Annotated in this window: 12 protein-coding genes and 3 pseudogenes; 7 read left to right on the forward strand and 8 right to left on the reverse strand. The window is 49.5% G+C overall.

Annotation, left to right across the window (positions count from 1 at the left end; translation table 11 throughout):
* Positions 1 to 12: 12 nt before the first annotated feature.
* Positions 13 to 3,084, reverse strand: a complete 3,072-nt coding sequence (ebgA, locus tag M977_RS01765; RefSeq protein ID WP_064511828.1) for a beta-galactosidase subunit alpha — start codon at positions 3,082 to 3,084, stop codon at positions 13 to 15.
* Between the two features lie 171 nt (positions 3,085 to 3,255).
* A complete protein-coding gene (ebgR, locus tag M977_RS01770; protein WP_064511829.1) occupies positions 3,256 to 4,239 on the reverse strand; it encodes a transcriptional regulator EbgR in 984 nt (327 codons plus the stop codon).
* A 212-nt stretch (positions 4,240 to 4,451) separates the two neighbouring features.
* Between ebgR and ygjJ the strand changes: the two genes are divergently transcribed.
* Both ygjJ and ygjK read left to right on the forward strand, forming a co-directional pair.
* Complete coding sequence (ygjJ, locus tag M977_RS01775) at positions 4,452 to 5,492, forward strand: protein YgjJ (RefSeq protein WP_425339033.1); 1,041 nt, start codon at positions 4,452 to 4,454, stop codon at positions 5,490 to 5,492.
* A 9-nt stretch (positions 5,493 to 5,501) separates the two neighbouring features.
* A pseudogene (gene ygjK, locus M977_RS01780) lies at positions 5,502 to 7,866 on the forward strand (alpha-glucosidase).
* Positions 7,867 to 8,030: 164 nt separating this feature from the next.
* On the opposite strand, the gene M977_RS01785 reads toward ygjK, so the two are convergent.
* A complete protein-coding gene (locus M977_RS01785) occupies positions 8,031 to 8,282 on the reverse strand; it encodes a GlsB/YeaQ/YmgE family stress response membrane protein (protein WP_064511831.1) in 252 nt (83 codons plus the stop codon).
* A gap of 233 nt (positions 8,283 to 8,515) precedes the next feature.
* Between M977_RS01785 and ycgR the strand changes: the two genes are divergently transcribed.
* Positions 8,516 to 9,247, forward strand: coding sequence for a flagellar brake protein YcgR (ycgR, locus tag M977_RS01790; protein ID WP_064511890.1), 732 nt, complete (start codon positions 8,516 to 8,518; stop codon positions 9,245 to 9,247).
* Between the two features lie 116 nt (positions 9,248 to 9,363).
* On the opposite strand, the gene emtA is transcribed toward ycgR, so the two are convergent.
* Entirely contained in the window at positions 9,364 to 9,972 is a 609-nt protein-coding gene (emtA, locus tag M977_RS01795; protein WP_034455250.1) for a membrane-bound lytic murein transglycosylase EmtA, read from the reverse strand.
* A gap of 134 nt (positions 9,973 to 10,106) precedes the next feature.
* Between emtA and ldcA the strand changes: the two genes are divergently transcribed.
* Both ldcA and M977_RS01805 read left to right on the forward strand, forming a co-directional pair.
* Positions 10,107 to 11,027 (forward strand): muramoyltetrapeptide carboxypeptidase, encoded by a 921-nt coding sequence (gene ldcA / locus M977_RS01800; protein ID WP_064511832.1) that lies wholly within the window; start codon positions 10,107 to 10,109, stop codon positions 11,025 to 11,027.
* Positions 11,028 to 11,118: 91 nt separating this feature from the next.
* Positions 11,119 to 12,831: pseudogene (locus M977_RS01805) on the forward strand (potassium/proton antiporter); the annotation flags it as partial.
* Here M977_RS01805 and M977_RS26065 read toward each other — a convergent pair.
* From M977_RS26065 to M977_RS01815, 3 genes and pseudogenes are all read right to left on the reverse strand, one after another.
* Positions 12,784 to 12,885: pseudogene (locus tag M977_RS26065) on the reverse strand (hypothetical protein); the annotation flags it as partial. The pseudogenes M977_RS01805 and M977_RS26065 overlap by 48 nt on opposite strands.
* A 40-nt stretch (positions 12,886 to 12,925) precedes the next feature.
* Entirely contained in the window at positions 12,926 to 13,999 is a 1,074-nt protein-coding gene (gene dadX, locus M977_RS01810) for a catabolic alanine racemase DadX (protein WP_064511834.1), read from the reverse strand.
* A 20-nt stretch (positions 14,000 to 14,019) separates the two neighbouring features.
* Entirely contained in the window at positions 14,020 to 15,318 is a 1,299-nt protein-coding gene (locus M977_RS01815; protein ID WP_064511835.1) for a D-amino acid dehydrogenase, read from the reverse strand.
* A 326-nt stretch (positions 15,319 to 15,644) separates the two neighbouring features.
* Between M977_RS01815 and M977_RS01820 the strand changes: the two genes are divergently transcribed.
* Positions 15,645 to 17,180, forward strand: a complete 1,536-nt coding sequence (locus tag M977_RS01820; RefSeq protein ID WP_064511891.1) for a SpoVR family protein — start codon at positions 15,645 to 15,647, stop codon at positions 17,178 to 17,180.
* A 64-nt stretch (positions 17,181 to 17,244) separates the two neighbouring features.
* Here the strand turns inward: M977_RS01820 and fadR are convergent, their stop codons facing one another.
* On the reverse strand, positions 17,245 to 17,964 hold the full coding sequence (fadR, locus tag M977_RS01825; RefSeq protein WP_064511836.1) for a fatty acid metabolism transcriptional regulator FadR: 720 nt from the start codon (positions 17,962 to 17,964) through the stop codon (positions 17,245 to 17,247).
* A 298-nt stretch (positions 17,965 to 18,262) separates the two neighbouring features.
* On the opposite strand from fadR, the gene nhaB reads away from it, so the two are divergent.
* Complete coding sequence (gene nhaB / locus M977_RS01830) at positions 18,263 to 19,828, forward strand: Na(+)/H(+) antiporter NhaB (RefSeq protein WP_064511837.1); 1,566 nt, start codon at positions 18,263 to 18,265, stop codon at positions 19,826 to 19,828.
* The last annotated feature ends 74 nt before the right edge of the window (positions 19,829 to 19,902 follow it).

Genomic DNA, 19,902 nt, shown 5'->3' on the forward strand with positions numbered 1-19,902 from the left:
ACGTTTGCCCTATCAAGAAAGTGCGCGGTTGGTTTGCGGTTGGAAATCGTATTTCGCGAGATCAACCGTCTCCACCTGCGCTTTACTGAACGGCACCATAGTGAAACCGTAGTGGAATGGTTTGAGGTAAACGCGGAATGAATCCAGCACTTCGGAACCCCATGAGTTGGAGCCAAGTCCGAGGATTTGATCATCGAGGTTTAATGTCAGGTAATCGCCCTTTTCCAGCTCATTAATGTGCTGCGCCTGTTGCAACATTTCTGCGCTATATGGCCATAGGCTGAAGTTAATCGGCTTAGATGGCTGGATGAAAATACCGTTACCCTTTTCATCTTCAACACTCAACCAACGCACATCCTGGCGGTTGCCGTTATCCTGTGGGAACGGGTAGTTTTCAAAAAGGCTTTCTACCGGCTGGCGGTAATGGCCAATCAGATTGCTTTGGCAGCTGTCAGCATAGTTTTCACCTGGCCCACGGCCATAATACTCAACCTGTTTAAAGCGTGTGCTGATGCCGAAATCGAGGCCAATTTTTGGAACAATGGCCTGATAGTTTCCATATGGTGTACCTGACAAATCCAGGCTGACATGGCCTGCCGGAGTTATGCGCCACTGATAAGTACAGCGCATACCGAAATCAAACACTGGTGGTGCAATCGTGCTGGTAACCTCAACAACCGTATCTTCACCTTGCGAGAAATGACGCATGGTGCGGAAATTATGCTGCATCAGGTGCACGTGATACGGCTGCCACAAACCCTCAAATTCCTGCTTGTGGTTATCGATAGTCGGTTTAAAGAAGGTTAGATGCGGCGCGCGCCCAACAATTTCCTCACCGTCTACCAACCATGAAACCAACTCACCACTCAGGCGGCAGAAAGTCAGAGAAAATTGATTGCCGCTGATAACCAGGCTGTTTTGCTGTGTTTCACAGCGTAATGTGCTGTGCTGATTGAGTGGCAAAGACTCGCGAGAAACCGCCTGCTGGCGCAAGATCTGGAACTGACCAAGCGAGTGCATCGCATCACTCCAGCTTGTCGCACTGCGCTTAACAACTTCAACATTGATAAACACTTCACCTGCTGGCACCACAGGTGCAGTCAATTGCAGCTCTTCGGCTTCACCTGGCAGCAAATGCGGCAGCGACAATGTTTGCTGTGCGATGGTTTTACCATCGACCTGATATGCGACCTTGAACTCGATGTCACCAAGTGTGCTGAACCAGTAGCGGTTCTCCACCAGCAACACATCACACTGTTGCGTCGGGCGAATATTGACCGGGCAAAGCACCTGCTTGTACTCACGCAAGCCTGGGCCTGGACGTTGATCCGGATAGATAAGCCCATCCATGCAGAAGTTATAGTTGTTTGGGTAGTCGCCGTAGTCACCGCCATACTGATAGCGCTCACGCCCCTGCTCGTCATGCACCAGCAGGCCATGGTCGCACCACTCCCAGACGTAATGCCCTTGCAAACTTTTATGCTGATTAAATACGGACTGGTATTGCGCTAACCCGCCAGGCCCGTTGCCCATTGCATGGGCGTATTCGCAGATAATGCGTGGTTTAGGATGAGGGTATTCACCAAAGGCATTCATCATTGAGACGCGTGAATACATTGTGCTAATCACGTCCACGACTTCGGCGTCACGATCTTCTTCGTAATGCACCAGACGAGTGGGATCAAGTTGCTTACAGCGTGCTGCCATCGCACGTATATTGCAGCCGTAGCCTGACTCGTTACCCAGGGACCAGATGATGACAGAAGGATGGTTTTTCTGCGCCAGAACGTGGCGTTCAATACGCTCGACGTAGGCTTGTTCCCACGTTGGATCGTCAGTGATGCGGCTAATATTGCCGACGTTTGCAAAACCGTGACTCTCGACATCAGTTTCCGCCATCACAAACAGGCCGTACTGGTCGCACAATGCATAGAAACGCGGATCGTTCGGATAATGGGCTGTACGTACTGAGTTGATGTTGTGTTGCTTCATCAGGACGATGTCACGCTCAACACGCGCCATAGCGACTGCACGGCCTTTCTGGCAATCGTGATCATGGCGGTTCACACCATGCAATTTCAGGTAACGACCATTAACGTAAAATAGGCCGTCGCGCACTTTGATGTCGCGGAACCCGACTTGCTGCGGCACTACTTCGATGATTTCACCGTGGTTATTGCGCAGCGTCAGCAGCAGTAAATAAAGATTGGGGTGCTCAGCATTCCACTGCTTCGGTTGTTTTACAGGTATCAGGAACTGATAGGTGGCACTGTTCTGTACGCTAAGTGCATCAAGGATTTGCTCAGCGATACATTTTTCACCATCAAACAATTGCGCATGCAGTTGCAAACCCGCGACAGGTGCGGCCGATATATTGTTTAAGTCGCACGATACCTGGAGCTCAGCATCACAGTAGTTTTCATCAAATTCCGTCACCACGGTTAAGTCATGTACATGAACTTTCGGCTGACCAATAAGATAAACATCACGGAAAATACCCGCCATCCACCACATATCCTGATCTTCAATATAGGTGGAGTCAGCCCATTGCATCACCCGCACACTCAGCAAGTTTTCTCCGGCCTTCACATACGGGCTGAGATCAAACTCGGCGCTCAGACGGCTGCCTTTGCTAAAGCCTACATAGTGGCCATTTACATAAACTTCAAAGTAGGTTTCTACGCCGTCGAATTTAATAATGACCTGGCGTTGTAACCAGTCTGACGGTAGCGAAAACTGGCGCTGATAAGCACCGGTTGGGTTGTTGGTAGGAACAAAAGGCACATCAATAGGGAAAGGATAACCTTCATCGGTATATTGCAGTTTACCGTGGCCTTCCATTTGCCACATTCCCGGGACAGTGATTTCACCCCATTCAGCCATAGGCTGGTGGTAAAACTCGGCCGGTACTTTTTGCGGATGGTCGAAATAGTTAAACGCCCATTTTCCGCTTAGCAATGAAAAGCCCAGGCTTTGCTCGCGGTTTAGCTCTTTTGCCTTTTCAACACTGTCATAACCGTGGAACCAGGCGCGCGGTGGCAGTCGGTTCTCAGATTGTTTTTCTATGTTTTCCCAATTGTTCACGCCAACATCCTCATTACGTGGGTATGGGCAAACAATAGTAAATATTTAGTAAAACTAAAAATTAAAGTTTACTAAATGCCGTGGCGATCACAATAAATCAACACGCGGTATAAAACAAAAAGCCCTGCTGATGTAAGAAACCAGCAGGGCTTATGGGATGAGTTGTTGATTTTATTCAGATGTTGTCGAGTCACGCAATTGCAAAGAGCTGGGGACAAATACCGATAGCGGGATGGTGCGATCGTCACGCAGGCGTTCCATCAGCAGGTTTACACCCTGCGCACCGATGGTTTCAGAGTGAATTCTTACCGTTGAAAGCGCCGGGTAAACAAAGCGCGCGGTAGGGATATCGTTGACGCTTATCAGAGCCAGTTGCTCTGGTACTTTAATACCGTGTTCGTGCAGAGCGCGTAGAACACCAATCGCAATAGAGTCGGTCGCCACAAACAAGGCTGGTGGGTAATCGCTTGATGATGCAAGCATTTTCATCGCGCACTGGTATCCGGCCTGGCTACTAAAGTCCCCATAGTAAACATCCTGCGGCTGAACAACTTTTTTACTACGCCCATAATCAACAAACGCCTGTTCGCGCTGATCGGCATACTGCGGGTCATCCCGGCCACCGATAAAACCGATACGCAGGTAACCACGTGAAATAAAGAAGTCTATCACCTTCTGGCTGATTTTCGCTAAATCAACGCTTACGCAGTCAAACCGTGGATCGTTAGTTACCCCATCGAGATACACCAACGGCAAATCCTGCTGCTCCAGCACCGCCTGTGTTGCAGGCTGGGGTTTACCAATTACCAGTAAACCGTCGGCTGCCACCAAGGGGCGATCGCCTTTGAAGTCGTAACAGGAAACCAGCGTAATACCCAGTTTTTCGCATTGAGTTTCAATGCCATAACGCATAGCCAGGTAATAGGGATCGTTGATTTCCAGCTCTTGCCCATGAGTATAAAGAGCCGCAAAGGTAAGACGCTGACCGGCCTGACGTTTGGCACTGGGGACTTTGTATTCCAGCCGCTCTGCCGCTTCGAGAATTTTCTGACGGGTCTGACTCTTCACGCTCAGTGTGGGATCGTCATTCAGGACCCGTGAAACCGTAGCCACAGATACCTGAGCCGCATGAGCGATTTCCTTCAATGTAGCCATAAGATCCCAATAATCAAGAGGTGAAAACAATAGCTTAATGGCATTGCGACTACGTGTATAGCCCTACTCGCATTGTGATCCACTTATCGCTTTACCGATTTAAGTATATATTTTAGTAAATATTTAACTAGTATAAGCGGCATTCCACGGATCGATAACCGCAATAACAACAAGGAGTGGATTGTATGGTTAAGATTTTATCTATGGCACCGCTGCTAACACTGTTCGCACCCGCAGGGGCATTGCTGGCAGCAGAAAGCGTTGTTCCGGCAGAACGCCAGACTCCGCAACCACCTTCGCTTACAGCAGATACTAGTAACACCGCCTTTCGTTTTTATGGCGAGATGGGCCTGGGTGGCAGCGTTTACCTTAACGGCGACGACAAGCATAAATACAGCGACGGGACTTATATCGAAGGCGGCCTTGAGGTCAAACACGGTAACTGGTTTGGTCTGCTATATGGGGAAGGCTGGACGGTTCAGGCAGACAATAATGGTAATGCCTGGGTTCCCGATCACAGCTGGGGCGGTTTTGAAGGTGGGATTAACCGTTTTTATGGCGGCTATCGTACCGATAAAGGCACCGAGTTTATTTTAAGTGCCCGTAACGATTCATCGCTGGACGATTTGCAATGGTGGGGAGATTTCACGCCGGAGTATGGCTATGTCATCCCCAATACCCGTGATTTAACCTACGCCGCTAAGATACAAAACCTGACTGGGAAGCTACGTTACAGTGTCACAGCAGCTCCAGAGAGCCGTGTCGACGAGAGCAAAGCGTGGTTGCACTTCGGCAAATATGACCGCTATTCAGATAAATATACCTATCAGGCGATGATCAACGGCTACCTCCAGTACGACATTCTTGATGATTTAACCATGTTGAGCGGGTTGGAAGTGACCGACGGCACCGGGCAGATGTATCTGCTGGGTTTACAGGGTAAACACCTCGCAGGACGAGTCTGGCACCATACCGGCAAAGGCGATGGTTATAACCCTGGTAGTGAGAGCGGGATGATGATCAGCGGCATGGTTGAACCTGCTAAAGGACTTTATCTTTCAACCGCCTGGAGCTACGCGCAGCATCTGTTAGATAACGCCGAAGACCAGACCACCTCTTACGCACAGTTTGGTATCTGGTACGAATACTTTGGTGGAAAACTCGCCACTGCACTCGACAGCCGTTTTTATCTTCATAACGACACCACGAACGCCAGCAATTCGATATTCGTGATGCAATATTTCTACTGGTAAGGATACTTCATGAAAACAATTTTCCGTCTTGCCCCGCTCGCGATGCTGCTTGTGCTCGCGGGTTGCCATTCAACAAAGCACGACACCACCACGTTAATGGCCAATGATTTCCAGAACGTTATCGATCGCACCGGTGCACCACACGCGATGCTTGATTACGATTTCGACGAACATCAACGATTTAATCCGCTTTTTGATGATGGTGCCTGGCATGGGCATTTGCTGCCAGCAAGTAGCGAAGGAATGGGTGGTTTCCCAGGCCCTGCTTTGCTGACCGAAGAGTACATCAACTTTATGGCGAATAATTTCGACCGCCTGAGCGTGTACCAGAATGGTAAAAAAATCGCATTTACAATGAAGGCATACAGCATTCCTGGGGCATTGATACAGACACTCACCTCCCCTGGTGTCACTGTGAAAATGACGTTGCGCTTTGTGACATCACGCACCTCCTTGTTGGAAACAGAAATCACCACTGACGCACCGCTGGAGCTAGTTTGGGATGGCGAATTACTGGAGAAGTATCATCTTCAGGAGCAAAAACCTCAGTCTGATGAAACCATTGAGCAGGCGTTTCCGGGCTACACCCGCACGCTACATGCCACATCAGATGGTCTGAATGTCACTTTTGGCAAAGTGCGTGCCGACTCAAACCTGATGACATCTGGCCAATCACAGTACCAAATCCATAAAACGCTGCCGATGCGCACCCAAATTGACGGCCACCGCTTTATTGCAAAAGCCAATATTGAAAGCTCGATCACCCTCTACACCACTTATTCTCATTTATTGACGGCTACTGAAGTACAAAAAGAACAAAGTAAAATCGCCGATATTCTCAAGCATCCTCAAACCTACCAGACAGCATCCGAGCAGCGCTGGGAAGGTTATTTGGAATCCGGGCTAAAAAACCCTGCCGCGACGGCGGCGCAAACCCGAGTGGCAGTAAAAGCTATCGAAACGCTGAATGGAAACTGGCGTGGCGGGTGCGATGAAATTTGACTCCGTCACACCTTCTGTAACTGGACGCTGGTTTTCCGGTAACCAAACCTGGCCGTGGGATACCTGGAAGCAGGCTTACGCTATGGCACATTTTAATCCTGACGTGGCAAAAGATAACATTCGCGCAGTCTTCGCCTGGCAGATTCCAACCGATGACCCATTACGCCCATGGGATGCAGGCTTTGTTCCAGATTTGATTGCCTATAACACCAACCCAGAACGTGGCGGTGATGGTAGCAACTGGAATGAACGCAATACCAAGCCAAGCCTTGCCGCCTGGTCTGTGATGGAAGTCTACAAAGCCACGGGGGATAAAGCCTGGCTTGAGGAAATGTATCCGCATCTGGCGGCTTATCATGACTGGTGGTTACGTAACCGTGACCACAACAGAAATGGTGTACCTGAGTATGGTGCCACTCGTGACAAAGCCCACAACACCGCAAAGGGTGAAATGATCTTTACCGTCAAACGCGGCAGCAAAGAGCAAAAAATGGTAGGGCTTGAGAACTACAACCAAGTTTTGCGTAGCGGGAAATATGACAGCATTGATATTCCGGCTCAGGTTGCTGCTTCGTGGGAGTCCGGGCGTGATGACGCTGCCGTATTTGGCTTTATCGACCCTGACCAACTGCAACGTTATCTGGATAAAGGCGGCAAACGCGAAGACTGGCAGGTGCTGTTTGCTGAAAACCGCGACTCAAGTGGGCGCCTTGTCGGTTTTTCACTTTTGCAGGAGTCAGTTGACCAGGCCAGTTACATGTACAGCGACAGCAGTTATCTGGCTGAAATGGCGAAAATTCTCGGCAAACCGCAAGATGAACAACGCTTTAGCCAGCACGCTAAGAAACTGGCCAGCTATATCAACACCTGTATGTTTGACGATGCCACGGGCTTCTATTACGACATTCGGATTGAAGATAAACCTTTGGCCAATGGCTGTGCCGGCAAACCAATCGTTGCGCGGGGCAAGGGACCGGAAGGATGGTCACCGTTATTTAATGGTGCTGCAACTCAATCCCATGCTGATGCCGTCGTGAAGGTCATGGAAGATCCAAAAGAGTTTAATACTTACGTGCCACTCGGGACCGCGGCACTGACGAATCCGGCATTTGGCGCTGATATTTATTGGCGTGGACGAGTGTGGGTGGATCAATTCTACTTTGGGCTAAAAGGAATGGAACGGTATGGCTATCGCGCCGATGCCGTGGAGATGGCTAATCGTTTCTTTGCCCACGCCAATGGCCTGATGAGCGATGGTCCTATTCGCGAGAACTATAATCCGCTTAATGGCGCGCAACAGGGGGCACCGAATTTCTCCTGGAGCGCCGCACATCTCTACATGTTATATAACGATTTCTTCACGCAAAAGTAGCAAACGTAAAACGGCCCCAAATGGGGCCGTTACAAAATAGGTAAAGACCTATCCTCTAAATAATTGGAGTTGCATCAAGGCGGCAAACTCAGGAATCCCCAGGAGCTTACTGGGGTGAGTGAGTGCAGCCAACGCCGAGACGACTTCAAGTATGACGAGGATAGTTAGCGACGAACCATACGGTAAATAACCAAAACAATAATCGCACCTGCTACTGCGACAAGGAAACTTGGCAAGTTAAAGCCCGTGACGCTGCCGCCGATATGAAGAAATGTTGCAATCCATCCACCAACGACAGCACCAATAATCCCTAAAATACAGGTCAGGATAAACCCGCCGCCGTCTTTACCAGGCATAATTAATTTTGCGATAACACCAGCTATCAAACCGAAAATAATCCAGGCCAGAATACCCATGTTGAACATCCTCTTCATTATTGTGTGTGGTAACAAGCCAGAATCCACATCAGTTTCGTCGCGGGTTCTGTCTGTCGGTACGCTAAGTATAATCAAATGTTAGGAAAATGTGACTAGCATCACTAAGTTATTGAATTTATCCGCATCGCGCCTTGAGATTTATCTTAAGTTTTTTACATTATTGCCGATAAGATTGCTTACCGCTTTCAAAAAACCACAACATGGACCTGGCCTTGAGTAACTATAACGAGCAGTTTCTGAAACAAAGTCCTCTGGCAGTATTAGGCGTGTTACGTGATCTCCATAAAAACCAAGTCCCGGTTCGTCTGAGTTGGCCATCGGGGCAATTTATCAGCAAAATCCTTGAGGTTACGGCGACTGGTTTGATCGTGGATTTTGGAAGCCAGGGGCATGAAAATCAGGCGGCGCAAAAAGCGACCAACATACAGTTCATTGCTGAGACTGAAGGGGCAAAGGTAGAATTTATAATGCCTAAGATGCAGGTAATAAGTTACCTGAACTTACCGGCATTCCACGCCCCGCTACCTCCCGCTTTGTGGTTCGTACAACGCCGGGAATACTTTCGCATCAGTGCCCCACTTCAGCCCTATTACCTCTGCAATACCACGCTCTCTAATGGCTCGCCATTCCAGTTCAGGCTATGTGATTTGTCATTAGGGGGAATGGGCGCACTGGTTGATGGGCCTCTGCCAGAAGGGTTGAGTACAGGAATGCGTTTCTCACAGGTGGAAATAGATTTAGTGCAGTGGGGTAAGTTTCACTTTGATATGCAGCTGATAACGCTTTCGGAACGAAAAGTCATCGACGGTAAAAATCAGACCATCAGCACCCCTCGCCTGAGTTTCCGCTTCCTGAATGTGAACCCGGCCGTTGAGCGCGAACTACAGCGCATTATTTTTTCGCTGGAACGATCGGCGCGTGAAAAAGCAGAACGAGTGAAGTAAACAGTTTAAGACAGACACTAAAAAATTCGAGTTGCATAAAGGCGAAAGGCCGCAGACCCCAGACGCATAGAAAACGATGTGACTGGGATGTGCGGTTGTGCTTTAAAAATGACTTGTTACATGGCGTTTAAAGCCCGCGACACCTTATATAGATAGCGCGGTGCCTGAGGTGCCGGGTGGTTCTTCGCAATGTAATCGTAAAACTCGTCAGGGCTCAGGTCATTAATCTCGTTAATGGCCTTTTTGCGATCCGATGAGAAGGTTCGGAGCAGAGCCCCTGCACCGTTAGCATAAGAGGCCAGCAACGCATATTGCATAGTTTGCGGATCTTCAATACCAGCCAGAATGCCATGTTCCAGAATGCTTAAATAAGCCGTGCCAATCGAAATATTACGGGCCGGGTCTTTGAGCTCGCTGGTTGACGGCTCGCCGCCCCATCCCAGGTGGCGATACACATCGCGGCCAGCGGTTGAGGCTTTAATCTGCATCAGACCAACCGCGTTGGACTTGCTGACGAGCGTAGGATTACCGCCTGATTCCACAGCAATAATCGCCGTAACCACTCGTGGACTTACTCCCCACTCTTTTGCGGCCTGATCGGTTATTGGCATCCAGGTTAATGCACGTTGTACCGGTTTTGTAGGGTCCCACTCGGGCTGTTTGGTGGTATGGCTTGAACAGCCTGCTAAAAACAAAACCAATACAATGAGCCATCTGATATTCACGCATCTATCCTTATAAAGTTACCCGGAATATTGAAATCTGTGGGGTAAACAACATTGATTCATCGCCGCCTGGCGGATGACAACCACCTTTGATAACGGCATGATAACCAATTCACTTTCAGCAAGGAAATGCCATGTCCACGATTCGTTTGATTGCTCCTTCAGGTTTCTGTGTTAATCAGGCTGCTGCTGCGCGCGGTATCGAACGCCTGAAAGCCGCGGGACACCGAGTGGAAAACCAATCCGTCGTTACCCGGCGCTTTCAGCGTTTCGCCGGAACTGACGATCAACGACTTGCTGATATTCAGGATTTATCCGCACTCCCGAATGAATGCGATATCGTTCTGGCGGTGCGCGGTGGTTATGGTGCATCCCGTTTGCTTGAAAATATTGACTATTCGAGCCTTGGGCACGCGTTCCACGAACGTACACCGATTATTTGCGGGCATAGCGATTTTACCGCAATCCAGTTAGCCCTCTTATCCCAGACAGGTGCCATTACCTTTAGCGGGCCGATGCTTGCGGGTAATTTTGGTGCCGATGAGTTAAACAGCTTTACCTGGCAGCATTTCTGGCAGGCAATTACTGAGCCGCAATTTACCCTCACCTGGCAAAGCTCAACGCCTGCATGTTCGGCAAGTGGGACGCTGTGGGGCGGCAATCTCGCGATGCTGGTATCAATGATTGGCTCGCCGTGGCTCAACGTGATTGATGGTGGCATTTTAGTGGTCGAAGATATTAACGAGCACCCTTTCCGCGTGGAGCGACTGCTATTGCAACTCCACCACGCCGGAATTTTAGCTCGCCAGAAAGCCCTGATTCTCGGAAGTTTCAACGGAGCAACGTTAAGTGACTACGACGGCGGTTACGATTTCGATGAAATGTGTCGCATGTTAGAGCAGCGGTTATCCATTCCCGTGCTGCGCGGTTTACCGTTTGGTCATGAACCAGAAACTGTCACTCTGCCATTGGGCGCTTTCGGCGAACTACAGCATGACGGGCAAACCGCCAGTCTCACCGTCAGCGGTCATCCGGTAATGAGACAAAATAAGTAGAATTTGCCCCTCAGAAAGCACAATGAATCAATGCTTTCCGTGTTAAAATTTGCTTCACGAATAGATACACACGCAAAGGAGAAAGATAATTTTGGACGCAGGGGCGATAGTCAGTCTGTTTATTTTAGGTTCCGTATTGGTAACTTGTAGCATCTTATTGAGTTCTTTTTCCTCGCGTCTTGGTATCCCCATCCTGGTTATATTCCTCGCTATTGGTATGTTGGCGGGGATCGATGGCATTGGCGGCATTCCGTTTGATAATTATCCTTTCGCTTATTTAATCAGTAACTTGGCACTGGCGGTGATTCTGCTTGATGGCGGCATGCGCACCCAAGCAAGCTCCTTTCGCGTAGCGCTTGGCCCGGCACTTTCGCTTGCTACAGTTGGTGTACTTATCACCTCAGGCTTGACTGGCATGGCTGCAGCCTGGCTGTTTAATCTCAATGTCATCGAAGGCTTGCTGATTGGCGCGATAGTCGGCTCAACGGATGCGGCAGCCGTGTTCTCGTTGCTCGGCGGCAAAGGGCTGAACGAACGTGTTGGTTCAACGCTTGAGATTGAATCAGGTAGTAACGACCCGATGGCGGTGTTTCTGACCATCACGCTGATTGAGATGATTCAGCATGGGCAAACCGGCCTGAGCTGGATGTTCCTGGTGGATATTATCCAACAGTTTGGTTTGGGCATTTTGCTTGGCCTCGGCGGCGGTTATCTGCTGCTGCAAATGATTAACCGCATTACGCTACCACAAGGTTTGTATCCGCTGCTGGCATTAAGCGGCGGGATTATGGTGTTTGGCATCACCACCGCATTAAACGGCAGCGGTATTCTGGCGGTCTATTTGTGTGGCTTCCTACTCGGAAACCGCCCTATTCGCAGCCGCTTTGGTATTCTACAAAACTTTGATGGTCTGGCGTGGTTTGCACAAATCGGCATGTTCCTGGTGCTGGGCTTACTGGTCAATCCAACCGATCTGTTGCCGATTGCTATTCCGGCGCTGTTGCTGTCTATCTGGATGATATTCTTTGCTCGTCCATTGTCTGTTTTCCTCGGCTTGCTGCCGTTCCGTGGTTTTAACCTGCGCGAACGTGTGTTTATCAGTTGGGTTGGCCTGCGTGGCGCAGTGCCAATCATCCTTGCCGTATTCCCGATGATGGCGGGCCTTGAAAATGCACGCCTGTTCTTTAATGTCGCCTTCTTCGTGGTCCTGGTGTCGCTGTTATTACAAGGCACGTCGCTCGGTTGGGCGGCGAAAAAAGCCAAAGTTGTGGTTCCGCCTGTCGGCTGGCCGGTATCCCGCGTTGGCCTGGATATTCATCCGGAAAACCCTTGGGAGCAGTTCGTTTATCAGCTTAGCGAAGACAAATGGTGCATCGGTGCCTCTTTGCGGGATCTGAAAATGCCGAAAGACACACGAATTGCCGCCCTGTTCCGTGACAATGTTCTGATGCAACCAGGCGACCGTACACGTTTGCAAGTGGGTGATGTGCTCTGTGTTATTGGACGTGAGCGCGACTTACCGGCTCTGGGTAAGATGTTTAGCCAGTCGCCACCAGTGGCACTCGACCAACGCTTCTTCGGTGATTTTATTCTCGAAGCCAGCGCCCAGTTTGGCGATGTCGCGACCATTTACGGCCTTGAACTTGATGACAACGTCAATACTCAACAAACATTGGGTGAGTTTGTGGTGGGCATGTTAGGCGGTGCGCCGGTGGTTGGTGACCAGGTAGAGTTCGCGGGCATGATTTGGACTGTCGCCGAGAAAGAAGATAACCAGGTGCGTAAGATTGGTGTGCGCGTCGAGAGTGAAGAGACTGAGTAATAAAACGATATGGCGGGTAAGGTAACTTACCCGCATATCAATACCGATGTGCAAAAGAGCGTTAATGCAACAACAGTCAGGATGTTGTAACTACAGGCACACGTGGTGCCAGAGCGCACATTAATTCGTACCCCACCGTGCCGGCTGCATGGGCCACATCATCAATTTTCACTTCATTGCCCCATAACTCGACCGGGCTACCAATACCGGTGTGCGGACATGGGGTGAGATCTACCGCCAACATATCCATGGAAATAGCCCCTACGGTATGCGTTAGCACACCATCAACACGCACTGGCGTACCATCTGGCGCATGGCGTGGGTAACCATCGGCATAACCACAGGCAACAATACCAATACGCTGCTCGGTATTTGTCCGGTAACGACTGCCATAACCCACCGCATCGCCCGGTTTAAGGTTCTGTACGCCAATAATCTCACTTTGCAGGCTCATCACTGGCTGCAGGCCGCTGGTGGCAACGTCGCACCATTGCCCGCTCGGTGATGCGCCGTACAGCACAATCCCTGGACGTACCCAATCGAAATGCGCTTCCGGGTGCCAGAGTGTTGCCGCCGAATTGGAGAGCGAGCGCGGGCAATCTAAACCTTCAGCCGCCTGATCTACCCGCTTCATTGGTTCAACAATGCCATCAGGTTGTTCTGCATCAGCAAAGTGTGCCATCAACGTAAGTTGACCGACATTCGGGATAACACGCAGTTGCTGCCAGATAGAATGCACGCGGTCCGGGCTGAACCCGAGTCGGTTCATTCCACTATTCATCTTCAGGTAAACATCCAGCGGCGCATTGAGTTTGGCATTAGCTAAAGCTTTTACCTGCCAGTTGCTGTGCAGGCTGGTGGTCAAACGATACTGGTCAAATAGCGGCAACTCGTCGGCGTGGAAGAAGCCCTCCAGCATTAAAATCGGCCCTTTCCAGCCTTGCTCACGCAGCAGGATCGCCTCTTCAATATTAAGCATCGCGAAACCATCGGTTTGCCTTAACGACGACCAGATACGTTCAATTCCATGACCATAAGCATTCGCTTTAACCACCGACCAGACACGCGAATGAGGAGCGGCCTGGCGAACAACATTTAAATTGTTACGTAGCGCGCTGAGATTCAGCGTCGCAACAACAGGACGGGACATTGTCCTCTCCTTGTTAGAATTTAATTATGGGCGTTATGCAGACGCGGTGATCCTGTCGGCCTGAACCCCGGGGAATAACGTGCAACCGAGAGGTCATCAAATGGAATCGCAGGCGTTCTCCCGGAAATTAAATCACTTAACATCTGGCCGGAACCGCAGGCCATCGTCCAGCCTAATGTCCCGTGCCCGGTGTTAAGCCATAGATTTTTGAACGGTGTACGCCCAACAATTGGCGTACCGTCTGGCGTCATTGGGCGCAGACCCGTCCAGAATGTGGCTTGCTCAACATGCCCTCCGCGCGGGTACAAATCACGAACAACCATTTCCAGGGTTTCGCGACGTGGTTGCAGCAATTCCGTATTGAAGCCGACAATTTCTGCCATTCCGCCAACGCGAATACGTTGATCAAAACGCGTGATAGCAATTTTGTATGTCTCATCGAGAATAGTCGAAACCGGTGCGCCTTGCTCATCCGCAATGGGGATTGTCAGCGAATAACCTTTGAGTGGATAAACAGGAATATCAACGATATTTTTCAATAGGCCAGTGGAATATGAGCCGAAAGCAACGACGTAAGCATCGGCCTTCACGACCTCTTTGCCGCACTGCACGCCGTAAATACTTTGGCCTTCGTACAACAGACGATCAACCGAAGTATTAAAGCGGAACTCAACACCGGCTTCTGCCGCCATCTGAGCCAGGTTTTGCGTAAACAGCTGGCAGTCGCCAGTTTCATCATTCGGTAAGCGCAAGCCGCCCGTGAGCTTATGAGCTACATCAGCCAACGCGGGTTCAACTTCGGCTAAACGGCTTGCCTCCAGCAATTGATATGGCACACCCGCATCTTCGAGTACTGCTATATCTTTGGCCGCATTTTCATACTGCTGGGCGGTGCGGAAAAGTTGTAGCGTGCCACCCTGGCGGCCTTCGTACTGGATATTGGTGGTGTGGCGCAATTCCTTCAGGCAATCACGGCTGTATTCCGCAAGGCGCACCATGCGACCTTTGTTTTCCATATAGTGGCGCATATCGCAATTGCGCAGCATTTGCAGCATCCACTTAAGCTGAAATTGCGTGCCATCAAGGCTAATAGCGAGCGGTGCATGGCGCTGGAACATCCATTTAATCGCTTTAAGCGGCACACCAGGAGCCGCCCATGGGGCAGCGTAGCCCGGTGAAATTTGCCCGGCATTCGCCGCGCTGGTTTCCTGAGCAGGACCCGGCTCCCTGTCGATAACAGTGACATCATGCCCTGCCTGGCGTAAATACCAGGCGCTGCTGACACCCACTACACCACTACCCAGCACCACAACTCGCATATCCATTCCACCATTTAGCTAAAAGAATAATCTTCTGATTACAAATTGATAACTCAGATGAAAATGTTATTCAACATATGGCTTTGTTATAGTGACTTTCCTCACATCCTGGCCTGTTATAGCAGGATAGTGATAATTAGAATCTCCTGCGCATGAAAATATTCTCAACAAAATATTATGCTGACTATCAGAGAATTAACGGGGCATTGGAATATGTAAATCGCGTGGAAAAAATTTTGCTTGCGGCAGCTAAGTTTCAGGAGTTGTCTATTCTTGAAAGTGAGGCTTTCCATCCAGAGAGAGTCGCCAACAATGAGGGCGCGCTGATGGCTATTGTTACCGATTCCGCCACAAAGGATTCTAAACGTCTAAGTGATGGACCTGACTGGACGTTCGAACTACTTGATGTCTACCTCGCAGAGATAGACCGTGTTGCCAAACTCTATCGGCTGGACACCTATCCTCATCAAATTGAAGTGATTACCTCCGAACAAATGATGGATGCCTATTCGAGCGTTGGGATGCCGATTAACTATCCACATTGGTCGTTTGGTAAGAAATTCATTGAAACGGAGCGGCTGTACAAACATGGACAACAGGGGCTGGCCTACGAGATAGTGATCAACTCCAACCCGTGCATCGCTTATCTGATGGAAGAAAACACTATTACGATGCAGGCTCTGGTGATCGCCCATGCCTGCTATGGTCATAACTCATTCTTCAAAAACAACTATCTGTTCCGCAGTTGGACCGATGCCAGTTCGATTATCGATTACCTGATATTCGCCCGTAAATACATTACCGAATGTGAAGAGCGTTATGGTGTGGACGAAGTGGAGCGCCTGCTCGACTCCTGCCATGCGCTGATGAACTATGGCGTTGACCGTTATAAACGCCCACAAAAAATTTCGTTGCAGGAAGAGACGGCGCGGCAGAAAAGCCGTGAGGAGTATCTGCAAAGCCAGGTAAACACGTTGTGGCGTACCCTACCACGTCGTGAAGAAGAAAAAACGGTTGCCGAAGCGCGTCGTTACCCTTCTGAACCCCAAGAAAACCTGCTCTATTTTATGGAGAAGAATGCGCCGTTGTTGGAATCCTGGCAGCGCGAGATTTTGCGCATTGTGCGTAAGGTCAGCCAGTATTTCTATCCACAAAAACAGACCCAGGTTATGAATGAAGGCTGGGCGACGTTCTGGCACTACACCATCCTTAACCATCTGTATGATGAAGGAAAAGTGACTGACCGCTTTATGCTGGAGTTCCTGCATAGCCATACCAATGTGGTATTCCAGCCTCCGTACAATAGCCCTTGGTACAGCGGCATCAACCCGTATGCACTCGGTTTTGCCATGTTCCAGGACATCAAGCGAATTTGCCAGTCGCCAACGGAAGAAGACCGCTATTGGTTCCCGGATATTGCAGGTAAAGATTGGTTAGAAACACTGCATTTTGCGATGCGTGATTTCAAAGACGAGAGCTTTATCAGCCAGTTCCTGTCGCCAAAACTGATGCGTGATTTCCGCCTGTTTACGGTGCTGGACGACGACCGCAATAACTATTTGGAAATTGCAGCAATTCACAATGAAGAGGGTTATCGCAAGATTCGTGCTGAGCTTTCTGCACAGTACAATCTCAGTAACCTTGAACCTAATATTCAGGTCTGGAACGTTGATTTACGCGGCGACCGCTCGCTGACGTTGCGCTATATCCCGCATAACCGTGCTCCGCTAGATAAAGGTCGTCGTGAAGTTCTCAAACATGTACATCGTTTATGGGGCTTTGACGTAACGCTTGAACAGCAAAACGAAGATGGCAGCGTTGAGTTACTAGAACGTTGCCCGCCACGACTCAATAGCTTGTAAGCATAAAAAAACGCTTCCCAAAGGAAGCGTTTTTCATTTTACAGATGGTGATGACATGGCCAGATTAACGGGTGTGCATTGCCAAATCACCCGGTAGGTTTTTCTGCATCCGATGCCAGATTTCACCACTTTCACGCCCGTAGGTACGAACAGTATCAAATACCTGATCGTGCAAACCTTGTTGGCAAATTTCCGCCAGACGATGGTAGAAACCTAACGCCAGACTGCGCGCCTCCGGACTTGAGAAGTAGTGACGCCCGATGCGGGTATACAACCCTTTCATTCCATTGAGGATCAGCCCGTAAATCGGGTTACCGGAAGCAAAAGCCAGACCACGGAAAATGTTGTAATCAAGCTTAGCGAACGCATCAGCGTGATCTTCAACGCTGTTTGCGGTAGCCAACACTTCTTGCGCTTTATCCGGATGCTGGCGAACAGCAGTACGAATAAAGATAGTGGAAATGTTAGTTCGCACTGACAGCAGGTTATCAATTAACTGCGGCACGCTGTCATGATCGAGACGCGCCAAAGTTTCCAGAATGTTTAAACCGGAGGTTTCCCAGAAGTTATTCACTTTGGTCGGCTTGCCATGCTGAATCGTTAACCAGCCATCACGCGCCAGGCGCTGAAGCACCTCGCGCAATGTGGTACGGGTCACACCGATTAGCTCGGATAACTCACGCTCAGCAGGAAGAATTGTTCCCGGGGCAAAGCGGTTATTCCAGATACTTTCGATGATGTATTCTTCCGCGAAACCCGCCGGGCTCTGCGCCTTAATGACCATAGTATGCTTTCCATTACACAGGTTTTGCTAAAGAGACTCATCATACCAGATGCCATGCGGCGCAGGTAGCAGCGAGGTGCGCCAAATTTGGAATCATGGTTTAATTTTTCAGACCATCGCACAACCAAAGTATATTCCTATACCTTGATTGATATCTTATGCGCGGGTAACCTGAAACAACTCAATTGACGCAACTTTATCTTTATCCGAAATATTTCTGTTTTAAGTTTTGGGGAGAAAAGATCAAATCTCCGGCACTTTGACATATTACGGATAAGTGGAGCATGAAAATTCTACGATGGAAATGTCTACCGGGCGTGCGCTTTTTCGCAACTTTTTAGGTCAGTCACCTAATTGGTACAAGCTGACTTTACTGACTTTTTTAGTCATAAATCCTTTAATATTCTGGTTTGTTAGTCCATTCGTTGCAGGCTGGATGTTGGTTGCCGAGTTTATATTCACTCTGGCAATGGCTCTGAAATGTTATCCGCTGCTTCCAGGCGGGCTACTGACTATTGAAGCCGTGTTCATTGGAATGACAACGCCAGACCATGTACGCGCAGAAATTGCATCAAATCTTGAAGTTTTGCTGCTACTGATATTTATGGTTGCGGGCATCTATTTCATGAAACAGCTTCTGCTGCTGCTATTTACTAAGCTCCTGCTAGGCATCCGCTCAAAGATATTGCTTTCCCTCGCTTTTTGTATCGCAGCCGCATTTTTATCGGCCTTCCTCGATGCTCTTACCGTGGTCGCTGTCGTTATCAGCGTGGCGGTTGGCTTCTATGACATCTACCACCGCGTTGCGTCGACTGGCGATCTTGAAGATGGTATTCAGGATGACACCCAACTTGATTCCGACACTCGCAGCACACTCGAGCAATTCCGCGCTTTTCTGCGCAGCCTGATGATGCATGCCGGTGTGGGCACCGCGTTGGGTGGTGTGATGACAATGGTCGGCGAGCCGCAAAACCTGATTATTGCGAAAAATGCTGGCTGGCACTTTGGCGATTTCTTCTTACGTATGGCTCCGGTGACCATTCCGGTTCTAATCTGCGGCTTACTCACTTGCGTGTTGCTCGAGTCCACCAAAATGCTCGGTTACGGTGAGAAACTGCCAGAAAAGGTGCGTGGGATTTTGCAGGACTATGACACTAAAAGTGCGCAAAAACGCACCCGTCAGGATAGTGTAAAACTGATCGTTCAGGCACTGATTGGTATCTGGCTGGTGATTGCTCTGGCACTCCATTTAGCCGAGGTAGGGTTAATTGGCCTTTCAGTGATCATTTTTGCCACCTCATTGTGTGGTGTGACTGATGAGCACCAGATAGGTAAAGCTTTTACCGAAGCGCTGCCGTTTACCGCACTGCTTACCGTGTTCTTTGCGGTCGTCGCCGTGATAATTGACCAGCATCTGTTTACGCCTGTTATTCAGTTTGTTTTGCAGGCCGAACCACATTCGCAACTGGCGCTGTTCTACTTGTTTAACGGCATCCTTTCATCGATTTCCGATAACGTGTTTGTCGGCACCGTTTATATCAACGAAGCGAAAACTGCACTCACCAACGGCATTATTGACCTCAAGCAGTTTGAGTTCCTGGCAGTGGCGATTAACACCGGCACTAACTTGCCGTCAGTTGCGACACCAAATGGCCAGGCAGCCTTCTTATTCCTGCTCACTTCCGCACTGGCTCCGCTGATTCGTCTTTCTTATGGCCGTATGGTGCTGATGGCTCTACCGTATACGCTGGTATTGACCATCGTTGGATTATTAGGTGTTGAATTTACGCTGGTGCCAGCAACCGAATGGATGCTGCATGCCGGCTGGATTTCCTCACCGGTGATGAACGCCATACCGCATTAAGTTATTCTTACGGGCGGTATAGCGCCCGTTTACCTTATTTGTCTGAATAACATTCAATTAGCGTGTTATTTTGA

Source organism: Buttiauxella gaviniae ATCC 51604 (genome assembly GCF_001654835.1).
GTDB classification, from domain to species: domain Bacteria; phylum Pseudomonadota; class Gammaproteobacteria; order Enterobacterales; family Enterobacteriaceae; genus Buttiauxella; species Buttiauxella gaviniae.